Source organism: Brucella daejeonensis (assembly GCF_014199265.1).
GTDB classification, from domain to species: Bacteria; Pseudomonadota; Alphaproteobacteria; order Rhizobiales; family Rhizobiaceae; genus Brucella; species Brucella daejeonensis.
Window position 1 is genome coordinate 290468 of record NZ_JACIJG010000006.1, and the last position, 14298, is coordinate 304765.

Sequence of the window (14298 nt, forward strand, 5' to 3'; positions counted from 1 at the left end):
TTCCTAATGTACGATGTAGCTTTATTATTAACCGTAATGTAGATTCTATACTTTTAACTGTTGATTCGGATGAAGAACAGTATAATTTCCGCAACAGCCCTGATTTCGCACAATCCGAAGCATGAGATGAGACCATTATGGATTGTAGAGACGATCTCGGCCAGAGCCTGCTCATTTGTCAAACTCATTGCAATCCAGGGTAAAACGCATGTCAAAGAGATCTTCAGTCTGGAAATCATCGTGTCGGATGTTAGCCCGCGGCGCTGCGGTTGCCCTCGTTGCCGCAGGGTTGGTTCTGCCGCAGGCAGCTTACGCATGTACCAGCTTCATTCTACCGTCGACGGATAGCGGTTTCGTTTATGGGCGCACAATGGAATTCGGTTTCAAGATCGATTCCAAAATGATCATGATCCCGCGCAATTTCGAAATGACTTCGCAGCTTTCGGCTGATATGGTCGGCAAGAAGTGGAAGGCTAAATATGCCGCTATCGGCATGAATGCTTTCGACCTGCCGGCACTGGTTGACGGCATGAACGAAAAGGGGCTTGCAGGCGGGATTCTGTATTTTCCAGGCTTCGCACAATATCCTGACCCTTCCTCGGTAAAGCCGGAAGATAGCCTTACCCCTTGGGATTTCCTGAGCTGGGCGCTCGGCAACTTCTCCACCGTAGCGGAAGTCAAGGCGGCGCTTGAAGACGTTACTGTCGTTGGCGTCAAGCAGGTCGATATGGGCTTCACCCCACCCGTTCACTATACATTGCACGATGCCTCAGGTGCATCGATCGTGATCGAGCCGATCGACGGCAAGCTCAAAGTCTACGACAACCCGCTTAGCGTACTGACTAACGCACCGTCTTTCGACTGGCATATGACGAATTTGCGCAACTATGTGAATCTGTCGCCCAAAAACGTCAAGGCGATGAAGATCAACGGCTTGACAATCAGCCAGATTGGCGAGGGATCGGGTATGCTGGGCGTACCGGGTGACATGACACCTCCGTCGCGCTTCGTTCGGGCCAGCGCCAACCTACTTTCAGCCCGCGAGGTACCAAGCGGCATCGAAAGCGTCCGTCTCGCCGAACATATCCTCAACAATTTCGATATTCCGAAAGGGGTAGTTCAAGGTGAAGCTGGTGAAGAAGACAAGCCTGTCGATTACACCCAATGGTCGACGGTAGCCGACATGAAGAATGACATTTACTATGTCAAAACCTACGAAGAACAGGTTCTGCGTGGCGTAGCCTTCAAGGATCTGGACCTTGACGCCAAGGATATGCTGACGATCAAGATTCCAACGGCAGTAACAACGCTGCCTGCATTGAACCTGAAATAAGCTCAGCCTGGCCGCAGGACAGCGGCTCGTTTCAGATCGGTTTATTCCGGTGCCCCTTCATGTGAGGCACCGGATTTTTTTATGTCTAACGGACACCTTCAGCCGACAAATTACCCAACGACAGCCTTTTCGGGCGACAAAATGCGTTCCCGACAAGCACAGAATCGAAGCTCGAAATTTCCGAGCGGGAAAACCAAAAGAAAACCACGCATAGTTGCATCAAAGCCACGACCGCCCATTGCTTTTTTCTTGGGGGCATCTATATGGATGCTCGCGAATTAAGCCCTTCAAAGAAGACGCTGAAATTCAAGAATTTCAAAAACTTATTCAGGCTCGGTTCATCACGGATGTGCAAGAGCTTTTTAGAGGCTGAGGCTCCCGGAGCAACAGTCAGATACGTTCCTCGTCAACCACCTATGAGCCCATCATGACTATTCCTACAACTGGCCGCGAACGTCCGGCACACAGCTCGGTCGCAACACCTGAGCAGCTTGCCGGGCAGATACGGACAGCCTGGCGGGAAGCCGGACTGAACTGGAAACCGACAGCTCGCTGGTTCCCCCGCACACCCGCACATCTGGACGAGATTTTCGGCCTTCTGTTCGATGCCGATACGGGTGGCCATGTCGACGCGATTCTTTTTGCCGACGAACGGCGTTCGTCGCCGCTTCACAACATTCGTGATTTTGCCGGCTCATTGCAGTCCCCGCTGATCGACCTCAAGGGTCGTGCAGGCGATTTCGCCGACGCGCATTTTGATCTCCTCGAACCCCGTACATGGGCGGAGACCGCGCGGCGCATTCTCAAATTCCAGCAAAATCGCGAAACACTCGCACCGCAATATCGCCAGACGGTCGATCCCGAGATCCAGCTTCTGGCTCAGATGTACGTTTCGAACAAGGAACTGCGCGGAATGCGCTATCCTCTTGCGCCGGAAGCCATTTGCTATCCAGGCTTCTGTTCGGCGGGGAAGATCGTACCGCTGGCCGAAAACCTGGCATTGCGCGGCTTTCTCAAAAAACGCTTCTTCGACCGGTTGCACGAATGTGGAACCTGTCAATCGCGTCGGCTCAGCGTACGTGAGGAGTGCCCGTTCGGCCGATCTGCACGAAACGCCGCTTATCCATCATTTTCATTGCGCTGCGGTTTTGCCGGAAGAGCAATTCCGTCAGGGTATGTCGCTCGTCTGCCCGAAATGCCAGCGCCAGTTGCGCAATTACGGAAAAGATTACGATCGGCCCGGCGAAGCCTACACATGCAACACCTGCGAGGCGACTTCCTCCGAACTCGAGGTTGGCTTCGTTTGCCTGGACTGCAACGCCCGCATGGACGGCGAGGCGATCCAGCAGGTGGATCTGTATAGCTACCTTCTGACGGACGCCGGGGTCGCCTTTCTGGAAGGCAGGAACTCCGCCATTGAAACCGCGTTGCCGGTATCGCTACAGAGGGAGATCGCGCGTATCGGCGCGTCGGCGGGCATGAATGCCGCCCTGGCCGAAGTTCGCTTTGCCAATGGCGAGCAGGTTATCTCGGTCAATGGCCGCCCCACATTTGAAAAGTCGCGGGACCTCTTTTTCGAGAATCTTCGCAACCGTCTGGGTACCGCTGCTTCGCTCTTCGTGAACGGCGATATGGCTTATCTTCTGGCGGAACGTTTCGACACGGATCTGGAGCGGGAGTTGCAGACGACGGTTGCTCGTAGCGAAGAAGTCCTTCGGGTCAAACTGTCTCCCGTGCTGACGGTAAAACAGCGTCTGGGAAGAAGCTGACCGTGAACACGCTGGAACTAGGCTTTGCCTTTCTGCTGAGCCAGACGACCCTCAGCATCATGTCGGTCTTCTGGTACACGCTTATCTTCGAATTTCCGCGCTATATCCTGCCGTTTCTGGTCGCTGGCATGGCCATGCGCTCGCCGGACAGCGAGGCTTTGCCCGATAACGACGGGCCCGTCGGCAAACATCCCAGCGTCAGTGTCATTCTTGTTGGGCACAACGAGGAAGATGCGCTCGAGGCGTGCGTCCGCTCGCTACGTGAGCAATCCATGCAGGATTTCGAGATCGTCATCGTCAGCGACGGCTCTACCGATCGCATGGTTCAGGTTGCCCAGTCCCTCGTCAAACGCGGACTGGCAACAAAAGTGCTGTCGACCGACCTGCGGGGCGGCAAGTCGAGCGGCATCAACCTGGCCTGCACCTACGCTTCAGGTGACATCATCATCAATGTCGATTGCGATTGCTCGTTCGATCGCCATGCATTCGAATATCTGTTGCGCCCATTCGCTGACCCGCGCGTCGGCGCCGTCTGCGGAGATATCGCTCCGCGCAACAGCCAGGCAAGCGTGATCGCCCAGTTTCAGGAAATCGAATATCTGCAGTCCATCGCGATCGGCAAGCGCATCGCAAGCGCCGTCAATCAGGTGGTCTGCGCCTCTGGAGCCTTCAGCGCCTTCCGGCGCAAGGCACTGGACGATATTCACGGGTTCGATGTGGGCGGTGGTGAAGATCTCGACACGACAATCCGTCTTCGCCTGAAAGGCTGGCGGATCGACTATGCGCCGGAAGCGGTATGTTACACGGACGTGCCGACGACCGCATATCAATATATACGCCAGCGCCTGCGCTGGGAGCGCGACGCGATCTGGATTCGCTATCGCAAGCATGTGCAACTGATGAATCCATTGTCCCCGGCGTTTCGCATTACGGAGGCCGTCCATCAATGGGACTTCCTGCTCTTCAATGTCGTGGGGGCGTTCATTTTCCCGGCCTATCTGGTCTGGCTGTTCCTGCAATATGGAGCCTTCACGCCGGCAATCCTGATCGCCATGCAGATTGGCCTGCTGGCCATCGACATCCTCATTCTGGCGGCTTCGGCCTGGTGTACGGGTCGGCACGTGTTCCTGCGTAATCTCCTTTTCCTGCCGGGTTATTCCCTCTTCATGACTTATGTCATGCGACCCGTCAGGCTCATTGCCTATATTGACGAATGGGTGTTCTCCGGCTCTCACCGTGACAATTACACACCGGTGAAAGTTCGTATGCAGCGTCCCTGGTAAAAACGGAAAATCAAGTGAAACGTCTACGCAAACAAACTCGCATCGATGTTCTCGATGCCCAGAAGCGCTCGTCATCCGGCAAGCTGGGGCGCTCGATCTATCTCGGCCTCGTTATCGTTTTTCTGGGCTCGCTCGCCTATTATCTCATCGGCAACATGTTCGTCTTGTCCATTGACGGCACCATATTGAAAGAACGCTATCTGGTGAGCGCCAACTATCCGGGCAAGGTTACGGAAGTTTTCGTCAAGGAAGGCGATAAAGTCCAGGTCGGCACGCAACTTGCCCGGATCGAGTCGTTCGAAATGATCCAGGAACTGGCCAATATCACTTTCCGCGATAGCGACCTCGCTATTCGCGAGGGGCAGCTTCAGGGAAAGCTGGCCTCCATCAATGCCGTTTTTCCACTGGCCGAACGCACCGCTCGTGAAACGAAAGTAACTTCAAGCCAGTTCGATACGGTTTCCGGCAAGGGCATCGTGTCCTCGCTCGCGAAGGACGACGCGTTGCGCAACAGCCTGCAAGCAGCCGAGCGGGTCGCCCAGTTGCAAAGCGAAAAGGCAGCGACGGAGAACGAACTGAAGCTGCTTCAGCAGTCCCGTGCGATCTATCGCCAGGCAATAGACAAACTGAACGGAATCTATGATCAGGGTTACCTGCGCGCCAACATGACGGGCATTGTGGGCGCCAAGGTCCCGCTCCCCGGCCAGGTCGTGAAATTCAGTGACGAACTGATGCAGATCAACGGGGGCAAGTCCTACATCCTCGCCTATCTGCCGGATGAATATCTGTTCAATGTTCAAAAAGGCATGCCGGTCAACATTTCAGGCGGCGCCCAGTCGGCCAGCGGTCAGATCGACGCCATCCTGACGGTTGCCGACGCCCTGCCTGCCGAATTTCAGAATATGTTTCGCCCGCGTGACCGCTCGCGTCTGGTACGCATCACGCTTGACGAACAAAACCCTTTCGCCGTGTCGCAGAAAGTAACGATTTCCGGCTGCGCCTTCGGTTATTGCTGGGCGGATTAGGGTCTGTTGGGACGGCGAGCTCGAAAGCCTGCCGTCCCGATTCATTTCAACGCAACGACGCCTTGCGAAGCCAGTCGTTCAGTTCCGCTTCCGCCCGTTCGATCGCGCTGTAATTGAGAAGTTTACGCTGCAGCGCCACGGTGATCGCGCGGGTGCGCAAATTGAAGCGCTCCTCATCCGCCTCGCCCTTGTTCTGATAGACGCCGAGCTTCTCATAAAGCTGCTGCAGCCGGTTTTGGACGCTGCGCAGCGACAGATTGCGGCGACGGGCGATGATGCGATCCGTCAATCCCAGCGCGATATCGACCAGAATCTCATATTCGCTTTCGCTGAATCCGCTGGCATGATCCAGACTCTTCTGCTGAAGCCCGCGGACCTCCCGGTCGATCACGCATTGCGCTTCAACGAAGATGCTGCGCAGTGCCAGCCGCAGCTTGTCATCGGACGCTGACTTCAGAACGTAACCGTAAGCCGCGCCTTCCGGTACGATGCGCGACACGCCGCGGACATAGGCTTCATCCGCATAATTCGACCAGAACAGGATGCGGGTTTCGGGATTTTCCTTCCAGATCGTGCGGGCCGCCTCGATACCGTTGCGCCCGTTCATCTGGAGATCCATGACGATATGCGCCGAGCGATACTGGCGCGCGAGTTTCTCGCCTGCCGCGCCATTTGCCGCCTCGAATATGTCACCACATTCGGGCAAAGCCGCCCGTACCGCCTCGCCGAGATAAGCCCGGTGCAGCGGGTCGTCCTCCACGATCAGAACATACATTCTACCCTCCCCTTATCGGCACATTTCCACCGGCAGGTGGATGGTCACGCTGGTGCCGCCACTCGCTCCATTCTTTCTGATAGCGAAGTTTGCGGAAATCAGCCGCGCACGAGTGCGCATATTGTCGATTCCGTGTCCCATTCCCGCGCCGGAATGCTGCATCTGCCGGTCCATGCCGATACCATCGTCGAGTACCTCTACCAGAAGCCTTCCGCCCCTGTTGCACAGCCTGACGCGCAATTCGCCGGCATGGGCGTGACGGATCACGTTATTGATCGCCTCCTGCACGATACGAAACAGGGACGTCGCCACCGTTTCTTCCAGCCGGTCGGCCATGCCGTCGCTCTGGTCGTCCAGCGTCCACCGGATAGCCGAGCCGCTGTCGCGCACGGAACGGTCGAGATGATTTTCCGTTGCCTGGACGAAACCGAAAAGCTGAAGGATGGAGGGTTTTGCTTCTTCGATGATCTGCCTGAGATCGTGCATACAATGCTGAAGCCCGCGAAACAGCGGCTCAAGCTGTTCACCGGAGATATCCGGTGCGTAGGTAAGCCGCTCCACATGCCGTGCAAGACGGGTAAGATCGGCCAGCGTCTGATCGTGCAAATCCATGCCGATGCGATGGCGTTCGGTTTCGAGCGCCTCCGTCAGCTTGAGCGCGCCGAAGCGCAGGCCTTCCTCGCGGGCGCGGGCTTCGGTTTCCACGATGGCCGAGCGCTTGGCCTGTTCAGCCGCGCGAATGGCAAAGAAATAGGGAGCCAGAAGATCGGCAATCGACTGGGCATTTTCCACGTCCCGCATGGAATAACAGGCGGGTCTCAGACTGGAACAGCTCAATGCCCCGATAATGTCGCCCTGCGCCTTCAACGGCACATGCAGGCGTCCCTTCAGGTCGTGTTCGATGATCGGACTGGAAAACGCACCTTCGAAATGAAAGCGCGGATCAGTGCGCGCATCGTCGGTCAGGAGATAACCGACGTCGCCGGACAGAACCGTACGAATGGGACTGCCCGACAGGAGCGCCGGTGGATTGCGGCTCCAGGCGGTCGCGATACCGCTTTCGTAAGCGATGTGAAATTTGCCGTCGAGCATCTTTATGCAGACGTCCAGATGGTCGTACGGCAGAATATGCGCGATCTCCGCCGCCACCGCCTGGATGATGGAATCGAAATCGAGTTGCCCTGCCAGCAACCTGGAAATATTCAGATAATGGTCGAGCAGCCTTTCGGGCGGAAGTTCAAGCAAGCGTCTCTCCTCCAGAACGCGAACCAGTCGTCTCATTCTACGCCGTCTTCCTTCCGGCGCGTCTTGCGGGAATCCGCAATTTTGCTGCACAAACCCGCAAAGCAGTTGCTGCATTCGACCTTCACAGGAAGCCCCGCTTCTTTCATCCTCGCTTCACCAGAAAATTGCCCGCGAAACAAGAGCGTAAAATCGCATCGCGTGCATACTGGTGCCGTTGAGGAGCGGCGGTGCGGAAGGCTCGCGCCATATTAATTAAAAACGATCCGAAGCGCAGGGACGCTGCGGATCGTATTTTCGGCAACCGGGAGGAACGAATGAAAATCAGCAGAATCCTTTTTGCATCCGCGGCGTTTGCAGCTGTGCTTGCGGCGGACGGCGCATTCGCCGACACCTCATCGAAGAAAATCGCCTTCTCCAATAATTACGCAGGCAATTCATGGCGTCAGGCCATGCTGCAAAGCTGGGACAAGATCACCAAGGAAGCCGTAAAGGCCGGTGTCGTGTCGGCGGCCGATGCCTTCACCACCGCTGAAAATCAGGCGACCGAACAAGCCGCGCAGATCCAGAACATGATCCTGCAGGGCTACGACGCGATCGTCATCAATGCGGCCTCGCCGACGGCTTTGAACGGCGCGGTCAAGGAAGCCTGCGATGCCGGCATCACAGTCGTTTCCTTCGACGGCACTGTCACCGAACCCTGCGCATGGCGCATTGCAGTCGACTTCAAGGCCATGGGCGAAGGCCAGATCGATTATCTGGCAAAGCGCCTCCCTGACGGCGGCAACCTTCTGGAAATCCGCGGCCTTGCGGGTGTTTCCGTGGATGACAACATCCATGCAGGCATTGAAGAAGGCCTGAAAAAGCATCCGAAATTCAAGGTCGTCGGCTCCGTCAATGGCGACTGGGCAGCAGACGTGGCCCAGCGCGCGGTGGCGGGCATTCTTCCAAGCCTGCCGAAAATCGATGCGGTCGTGACCCAGGGTGGTGATGGCTATGGTGCCGCGCAGGCCTTCGCCGCCGCCAAGCGCGAAACGCCGATCATCATCATGGGCAACCGCGAAGACGAACTGCAATGGTGGAAACAGCAAAAGGACGCAAACGGCTATGAAACCATGTCGGTTTCGATTGCGCCGGGCGTATCCACTCTCGCCTTCTGGGTGGCGCAACAGATCCTTGACGGTAAGGAAGTCAAGAAGGACCTCGTCGTTCCCTTCCTCAGCGTCAGTCAGGAATCGCTGGACAAGGATCTCGCTAGCACCCAGAAGGGTGGTGTCGCGAATATCGAATATTCGCTCGAGGACGCTCAGAAGGTCATAGACACCGCAAAATAGGCGCACCGGCCCAAACAGGGGTGGGCGGTTTCCGCCCCTTTCATTTCTCATGATCCAGTTGAGTATATGACAGAAACAGCCGAGAAACGGGAGGTCGTCGCCGCACGCAACGTTCGTGTGCAGTTCGGTGCGGTCAAGGCATTGGATGGTGCAGAACTTGTCATCCACAAAGGCGAATGTATGGGATTGGTTGGCCACAATGGTGCTGGAAAATCCACCATCGTCAATGTCATCAACGGGGGCTTGAGCCCGCATGAAGGCAGCATTTCCTATCATGGCGAGACAGGTCACGGCATCGCGGTGGCGCGCCGGCACGGCATACGTTGCGTGTTTCAGGAACTTTCACTATTCCCGAACCTGACCATTGCGGAAAACGTTCGCATCATGCAGCCGGATATCAAGGGAAGAAACTGGCGCGGCAAGGCCGTTGCACTCATTTCCGCGAAGCTCGGCGAAATTTTCCCCGGTCACAAGATCGATTGCCTGGCCACCGTCGATGAACTTTCCATCGCCGAGCGGCAGATGGTTGAAATCGCCATCAATTTCACCGCGCCCGGCACGCCGCCCAGACTGGTCATTCTGGATGAGCCAACCTCGTCGCTCGATACGGGGATTGCGGCCCAGCTTATGGCCTATGTCCGCAGTTTCGTCGGCACAGGCGGTTCTGTCATCCTTATTTCGCATATGCTGGGCGAAATCCTCTCCACCTCGGACCGCATCGTGGTGATGAAGGATGGCAAGGTGGTTGCCAACAAGCCAGCCGGTGATTTCACCAACCACAGCCTCGTCGAAGCCATGGGCAGCGTCGAGCGCGAGAAAGCCGCGCGCCGCGTCATGAATGTCGATGCAACGGGTGAACCCGTCCTCTCCTCGGCCAAGTGTGTAAACGACATCACGCCATTTCATGCATTCCAGGGTGAGGTAATCGGTTTTGCCGGTCTTGCCGGGCATGGGCAGACCCAAATGCTGCTCGATCTTTATTATGCGCGGCGCCCGAACTGGCTGCCTGCACGCAATTGCGAGGTCGCCTTCGTTGCCGGCGACCGCAACCTCAATGGCACATTTCCGCTCTGGAGTATCCTGCACAATCTTACCGTCGGCTCGCTCGACCGGCTGTCCGCGTTCAAGCTCGTCGATACGGCGCAGGAGGACGCACTGGGTAAACAATGGAAAGATCGCATCCAGATTCGCACCCCGGATATGGCCAATCGCATCCTGTCGCTCTCTGGAGGCAACCAGCAGAAAGTCCTTTTCGCCCGTGCGTTGGCAACCAGCGCCGCCACCATCCTGATGGACGATCCGATGCGTGGCGTCGATGTCGGCACGAAGCAGGAAGTCTACGAGATTCTGCGCCACGAGGCCGAAAATGGACGCACCTTTATCTGGTACTCCACCGAAATGGACGAAATCGAACTCTGCGACCGGGTTTATGTTTTCCGTGACGGCGCCATTGTCGCGGAACTGACCGGCCACGACATTACGGAAAAGAACGTGCTTGCCGCATCCTTCGAGGGAGGCCACGACTGATGCGCCTCTCTTCCGCCTCCATCCGTCTGCTGACACCCGTTTTCTCGCTCCTGCTGCTTCTGGCAGCGGTCTTTTACATGCAGCCTCGCGCCATGAGCTATATGGGGCTGAATCTCCTCTTCAATCTTGCTGTGCCGATCGCACTGGCCACGATCGCACAGATGCTCATCATGGCGGTCAACGATCTTGATCTGTCGATGGGAACATTCGTCAGTTTCGTCGTGTGTGTGGCCGCGACCTATCTCAATACCTCGCCTGTCATCGGCGTTGCGATCCTGATTGCCGCAATAGCCGCCTATGCGGCATTGGGCGCAATCATTCACCTGCGCAACCTGCCTTCCATCGTTGTCACGCTCGGCATGAGCTTCGTCTGGGGCGGACTTGCGGTTCTGCTGCTACCATCGCCCGGCGGACAGGCACCGGACTGGGCGCGCTGGATCATGACCGTCAAGCCACCCTTCGTGCCCATGGCCATCGTTGCCAGCATCCTGATCGCCGCCGTCACGCATTTCATCGTCATGCGCTCGACCTTCGGCGTATTGGTGCGGGGCGCGGGCGGCAATACGCGCTCCATCGAACGCGCCGGATGGTCGATCACGGCGATCCGCGCCGGAACCTATGCGCTTGCCGCCTTGTTTGCCGTTCTGGCGGGGATCGCACTGGTCGGGCTTACCACATCCGCCGATGCCAATATCGCTTTGCGCTACACGCTGCTTTCGATTGCGGGCGTCATTCTTGGCGGCGGTGAATTCGTCGGCGGTCGCGTGTCACCCTTCGGTGCCGTCATCGGCGCGCTGACGCTGACACTTGCCGGTTCCTTCCTGTCCTTCATGCGCATTTCGCCCGACTGGCAGATCGGTGCGCAGGGCGGAATTCTCATCGTCGTGCTGGCGCTGCGCCTTTTCCTCAACCGCCTTGAAAAGAGGAAGATAAAGCAATGACCCTGGCTCGTGCTTTTACCAGCCGTCCCTGGATCTGGTCTTTCGTTGCAGCTGCAACAGTGTGGATCATCACGATCCTCTTTACTGGCGGTGCGGGCGCGCAAGGGCTTTCCCACGCAGCGTTCACCTTTGCCTCGTTTTCGGTCATCGTCGGCCTTGGACAGATGTTCGTGATCACGCTCGGTCCCGGCAATATCGACCTGTCGGTGCCCGCCACGATGACACTGGCCGCAACGCTGGCGCTGAAACTCATGGACACGCAGAACGGCATGGTGCTTGCGGGACTTGCTGTTGCATTGCTGACCGGCCTTGGCATCGGCATCTGCAATTATGCGCTGATCAAGCTCCTGCGTATTCCGCCGATCATTGCGACGCTGTCGATGAGTTTCCTGATCCAGTCCGTCGCCATCTGGAGCAATCGCGGCCTGCGGGTGAAGCCGCCTGAAAATCTGGCCCAGTTCGCAACGTCCTCGACAATCGGCATTCCCAATGTCGCCATCGTGGCGCTGGTTCTGTCGGTAATCGGCTGGGTTTTGCTCAAGAAAAGCATCTATGGCCGCTGGATATCGGCTATCGGCCAGAATCCTTTCGCCGCACGCATGGCCGGCGTTCCAGTCGATGGCACGCGCTTCGTGACCTATCTCCTCTGCGCGGTGCTGGCGTCGCTGTGCGGTTTTCTGCTCGCCTGCTTTTCCGGCGGTGCGGCGCTCAATATGGGGGCGGAATATCTCCTGATGTCGATTGCCGTCGTCATTGTCGGCGGCACGGCGGTCGCGGGTGGCGATTCCAACATTCCCGGCATATGGGGCGCTGCGCTCTTCATGTTCCTCATCGTCTCGATGCTCAACACCTATGGCTTCGGGGCAGGCGTTCGCCTCGTCCTGACCGGTGTCACCATCATCGCAGTGATCTTTCTTGCCAGCGGTCGTCGGGCAGATCGCTAGCCTTTTTGGAGTAACTCCCCTTGTCTCAAACTGTATCGATCTACGAAATCCATGACGAACGCTTTCGGCAGATGATCGTGCCCAGTGCCGATCTGGATGTGCTATATACCGGATGCCGCTGGGCCGAAGGGCCGGTCTGGTTCAATGATCTGAATTGTCTTTTGTGGAGTGACATACCCAACCAGCGCATTCTGCGCTGGGTGCCGGATAACACTCTTGCAGGCGGAGTTTCCGTGTTCCGCCAGCCCTCCAATTTCGCCAATGGCAATACGCGTGACCGCGAGGGGCGTCTGGTCACCTGCGAGCATGGCGGACGCCGCGTCACCCGCACGGAGCCGGATGGCAGCATAACCGTGCTCGCCGACAGCTATCGGGGCAAAAAGCTCAACGCGCCGAACGATGTGGTCGTGCGATCTGACGGCACGGTCTGGTTCACCGATCCGACCTATGGCATCATGGCGGATTATGAGGGCTACAAGGCTGAACCGGAACAGCCGACGCGCAACGTCTACCGCCTGGACCTAAAGTCAGGCGAGCTTGATGCCGTCATCACCGACTTCCATCAGCCGAACGGCCTTGCCTTCTCGCCCGACGAGACCAGGCTCTATGTTGCCGACAGTGCCTATAGCCATGATGAGACCGCGCCGCGTCACATTCGCGTTTTCGAGGTGGCGGACGATGGCAGGAGCGTGACAGGCGGAGACATTTTCTGCACCATCGACAATGGATTGCCTGACGGGTTCCGCTTCGACACGGACGGCAATCTTTGGACCAGCGCGGGTGACGGCGTCCATTGCTTTTCGCCGGAAGGTGCGCTTCTCGGCAAGATCAGGGTGCCCCAAACGGTTGCGAATGTTGCCTTCGGCGGCCCGCGCCGCAACCGGCTGTTCATTGCCGCGACCAAATCGCTCTATGCGGTCTATCTCACGGTGACCGGCGCGCAATATCCGTGAAAAAAGCAAATCCGAAGATCGAGGTGTCTCAGGCTGCTTCCGCAGAACGCAATGGAACCGGGAAGAGCCGGTCATATGCAATATTGAACACAAATGCATAAACGAGATAAAAAATGATAATCGCTATGTCCATCAGCAGCGCCGTGATAAGCGATATGCCCAGATACCAGGCGATAAACGGGATCAGAAGCACGACCAATCCGCCTTCGAACAGGATAGCGTGAACCATCCGGACTGCCACGGTCTTGTGGCTGGTTCCAGCCAGATACAGCACTGCCCGGTCGAATCCCAGGTTGAACAGAAAATTCCAGACGGTTGCCGTGGTCGCCGAAATAATGCCGATAACACCCATATCCATGACGGGCTTGTTCAACAGGACAGCGGAACCGGGTATGAATATGGCCAGACCGATAATTTCGAACATCAGAGCATGGCGGACACGGTCCATAAAGCTGCGCATTTATTTCAATCCCTACTGTTAGCGCGGCTGCTTCTATCCTATTATTGGAATAGTAAAAGTTAGATAGTATCTGGATTTCAGATAGATGGGGATTGAACTCGAACAACTCGAAGCCTTTGTCGCGTCAGCGGAACATGGGTCATTTTCAGCGGCGGCACGGCATCTGCGCAAAGCACAATCGGCTGTAAGCGTGCTGGTATCTTCACTGGAGGACGATCTCGACGTCAAATTGTTCAGCAGGGCGTCCCGCAATCCAGCGCTGACGGAGGCGGGTGCGCGGCTGTTGCCCGAGGCCCGTTTGTTGCTCGCTCGGCGCGAACATCTCGTTTCCGTCGCCCGAAATTTTGGCGAGCATGTCGAATCCCGGCTCGTCGTCGCCATGGATGAGCTGTTTCCCGAACCTGCCATAGCCACAGTGTTTGCTGCCTTCGCACAGGAATTTCCCCACGTCGAACTGGAACTGAAATTTCCGCCTTCGACGATTATCGCCGACATGGTTCTGGAGGGGACGGCCGATCTTGGTGTCATGTGGCGCGCGGAGCAAATGCCACACGAGCTTGGTTTTCATACGATCGGCTGGGTGCCACTGGTCCTCGTCTGCGGTCGCGACCACCCATTAGAGCCTTTCAGGTTTTGACGGAAGCGTATCCGGCGCTTTCGAAGTAGTTTGAACATTCGGCTGGTTCGATGGTTGTGACGAGGTGGCCGATGT

General features: G+C 57.0%; 12 protein-coding genes and 2 pseudogenes. 11 read left to right on the forward strand and 3 right to left on the reverse strand.

Going from position 1 to position 14298, the window contains the following annotated elements; genetic code table 11:
- Nucleotides 1-208 precede the first annotated feature (208 nt).
- The 5 genes and pseudogenes from FHS76_RS10305 (at nucleotide 209) to FHS76_RS10320 (ending at nucleotide 5410) form a co-directional block, all read left to right on the forward strand.
- Nucleotides 209-1333 (forward strand): linear amide C-N hydrolase, encoded by a 1125-nt coding sequence (locus FHS76_RS10305; RefSeq protein WP_183651663.1) that lies wholly within the window; start codon nucleotides 209-211, stop codon nucleotides 1331-1333.
- Between the two features lie 883 nt (nucleotides 1334-2216).
- Nucleotides 2217-2643 (forward strand): annotated as a pseudogene (locus FHS76_RS22545) (TackOD1 domain-containing metal-binding protein); the annotation flags it as partial.
- Between the two features lie 15 nt (nucleotides 2644-2658).
- Nucleotides 2659-3102, forward strand: coding sequence for a hypothetical protein (locus FHS76_RS22550; protein ID WP_235992638.1), 444 nt, complete (start codon nucleotides 2659-2661; stop codon nucleotides 3100-3102).
- 2 nt (nucleotides 3103-3104) lie between these two features.
- Nucleotides 3105-4385 (forward strand): glycosyltransferase, encoded by a 1281-nt coding sequence (locus tag FHS76_RS10315; RefSeq protein WP_183651666.1) that lies wholly within the window; start codon nucleotides 3105-3107, stop codon nucleotides 4383-4385.
- 14 nt (nucleotides 4386-4399) lie between these two features.
- Entirely contained in the window at nucleotides 4400-5410 is a 1011-nt protein-coding gene (locus tag FHS76_RS10320) for an HlyD family secretion protein (protein WP_183651668.1), read from the forward strand.
- A gap of 46 nt (nucleotides 5411-5456) precedes the next feature.
- Here the strand turns inward: FHS76_RS10320 and FHS76_RS10325 are convergent, their stop codons facing one another.
- Nucleotides 5457-6185 carry a response regulator gene (locus FHS76_RS10325; protein WP_183651671.1) on the reverse strand — a complete coding sequence of 243 codons (729 nt, stop codon included), beginning with the start codon at nucleotides 6183-6185 and terminating at the stop codon, nucleotides 5457-5459.
- A 12-nt stretch (nucleotides 6186-6197) separates the two neighbouring features.
- Nucleotides 6198-7430 (reverse strand): GAF domain-containing sensor histidine kinase, encoded by a 1233-nt coding sequence (locus FHS76_RS10330; RefSeq protein WP_183651676.1) that lies wholly within the window; start codon nucleotides 7428-7430, stop codon nucleotides 6198-6200.
- A gap of 314 nt (nucleotides 7431-7744) precedes the next feature.
- On the opposite strand from FHS76_RS10330, the gene FHS76_RS10335 reads away from it, so the two are divergent.
- The 5 genes from FHS76_RS10335 to FHS76_RS10355 all read left to right on the forward strand — a co-directional run bounded on the left by FHS76_RS10335 (nucleotide 7745) and on the right by FHS76_RS10355 (nucleotide 13126).
- A complete protein-coding gene (locus FHS76_RS10335; RefSeq protein ID WP_183651679.1) occupies nucleotides 7745-8761 on the forward strand; it encodes an ABC transporter substrate-binding protein in 1017 nt (338 codons plus the stop codon).
- Between the two features lie 66 nt (nucleotides 8762-8827).
- Nucleotides 8828-10288: an ATP-binding cassette domain-containing protein gene (locus FHS76_RS10340; RefSeq protein ID WP_183651681.1), complete on the forward strand. Its 1461-nt coding sequence runs from the start codon at nucleotides 8828-8830 to the stop codon at nucleotides 10286-10288.
- Nucleotides 10288-11229 carry an ABC transporter permease gene (locus tag FHS76_RS10345; protein WP_183651683.1) on the forward strand — a complete coding sequence of 314 codons (942 nt, stop codon included), beginning with the start codon at nucleotides 10288-10290 and terminating at the stop codon, nucleotides 11227-11229. Before FHS76_RS10340 ends, FHS76_RS10345 begins: the two co-directional genes overlap by 1 nt.
- Complete coding sequence (locus tag FHS76_RS10350; RefSeq protein WP_183651685.1) at nucleotides 11226-12173, forward strand: ABC transporter permease; 948 nt, start codon at nucleotides 11226-11228, stop codon at nucleotides 12171-12173. The genes FHS76_RS10345 and FHS76_RS10350 overlap by 4 nt, the downstream gene beginning before the upstream one ends.
- A 71-nt stretch (nucleotides 12174-12244) precedes the next feature.
- Complete coding sequence (locus FHS76_RS10355) at nucleotides 12245-13126, forward strand: SMP-30/gluconolactonase/LRE family protein (RefSeq protein WP_183651747.1); 882 nt, start codon at nucleotides 12245-12247, stop codon at nucleotides 13124-13126.
- A 28-nt stretch (nucleotides 13127-13154) separates the two neighbouring features.
- Here FHS76_RS10355 and FHS76_RS10360 read toward each other — a convergent pair whose 3' ends face one another.
- A complete protein-coding gene (locus tag FHS76_RS10360) occupies nucleotides 13155-13586 on the reverse strand; it encodes a PACE efflux transporter (RefSeq protein WP_183651687.1) in 432 nt (143 codons plus the stop codon).
- 85 nt (nucleotides 13587-13671) lie between these two features.
- Here FHS76_RS10360 and FHS76_RS10365 point away from each other — a divergent pair.
- Nucleotides 13672-14205, forward strand: a pseudogene (locus FHS76_RS10365) (LysR family transcriptional regulator); the annotation flags it as partial.
- Nucleotides 14206-14298 lie beyond the last annotated feature (93 nt).

What these genes read in the sequence shown, in the direction of transcription:
- FHS76_RS10305 (WP_183651663.1), top strand. Translation starts at nt 209, where the DNA reads ATGTCAAAGAGATCTTCAGTCTGGAAATCATCGTGTCGGATGTTAGCC.
- FHS76_RS10345 (WP_183651683.1), top strand. Translation starts at nt 10,288, where the DNA reads ATGCGCCTCTCTTCCGCCTCCATCCGTCTGCTGACACCCGTTTTCTCG.
- FHS76_RS10350 (WP_183651685.1), top strand. Translation starts at nt 11,226, where the DNA reads ATGACCCTGGCTCGTGCTTTTACCAGCCGTCCCTGGATCTGGTCTTTC.
- FHS76_RS10335 (WP_183651679.1), top strand. Translation starts at nt 7,745, where the DNA reads ATGAAAATCAGCAGAATCCTTTTTGCATCCGCGGCGTTTGCAGCTGTG.
- FHS76_RS10355 (WP_183651747.1), top strand. Translation starts at nt 12,245, where the DNA reads ATGATCGTGCCCAGTGCCGATCTGGATGTGCTATATACCGGATGCCGC.
- FHS76_RS10340 (WP_183651681.1), top strand. Translation starts at nt 8,828, where the DNA reads ATGACAGAAACAGCCGAGAAACGGGAGGTCGTCGCCGCACGCAACGTT.
- FHS76_RS10325 (WP_183651671.1), bottom strand. Translation starts at nt 6,185, where the DNA reads ATGTATGTTCTGATCGTGGAGGACGACCCGCTGCACCGGGCTTATCTC.
- FHS76_RS22550 (WP_235992638.1), top strand. Translation starts at nt 2,659, where the DNA reads ATGGACGGCGAGGCGATCCAGCAGGTGGATCTGTATAGCTACCTTCTG.
- FHS76_RS10360 (WP_183651687.1), bottom strand. Translation starts at nt 13,586, where the DNA reads ATGCGCAGCTTTATGGACCGTGTCCGCCATGCTCTGATGTTCGAAATT.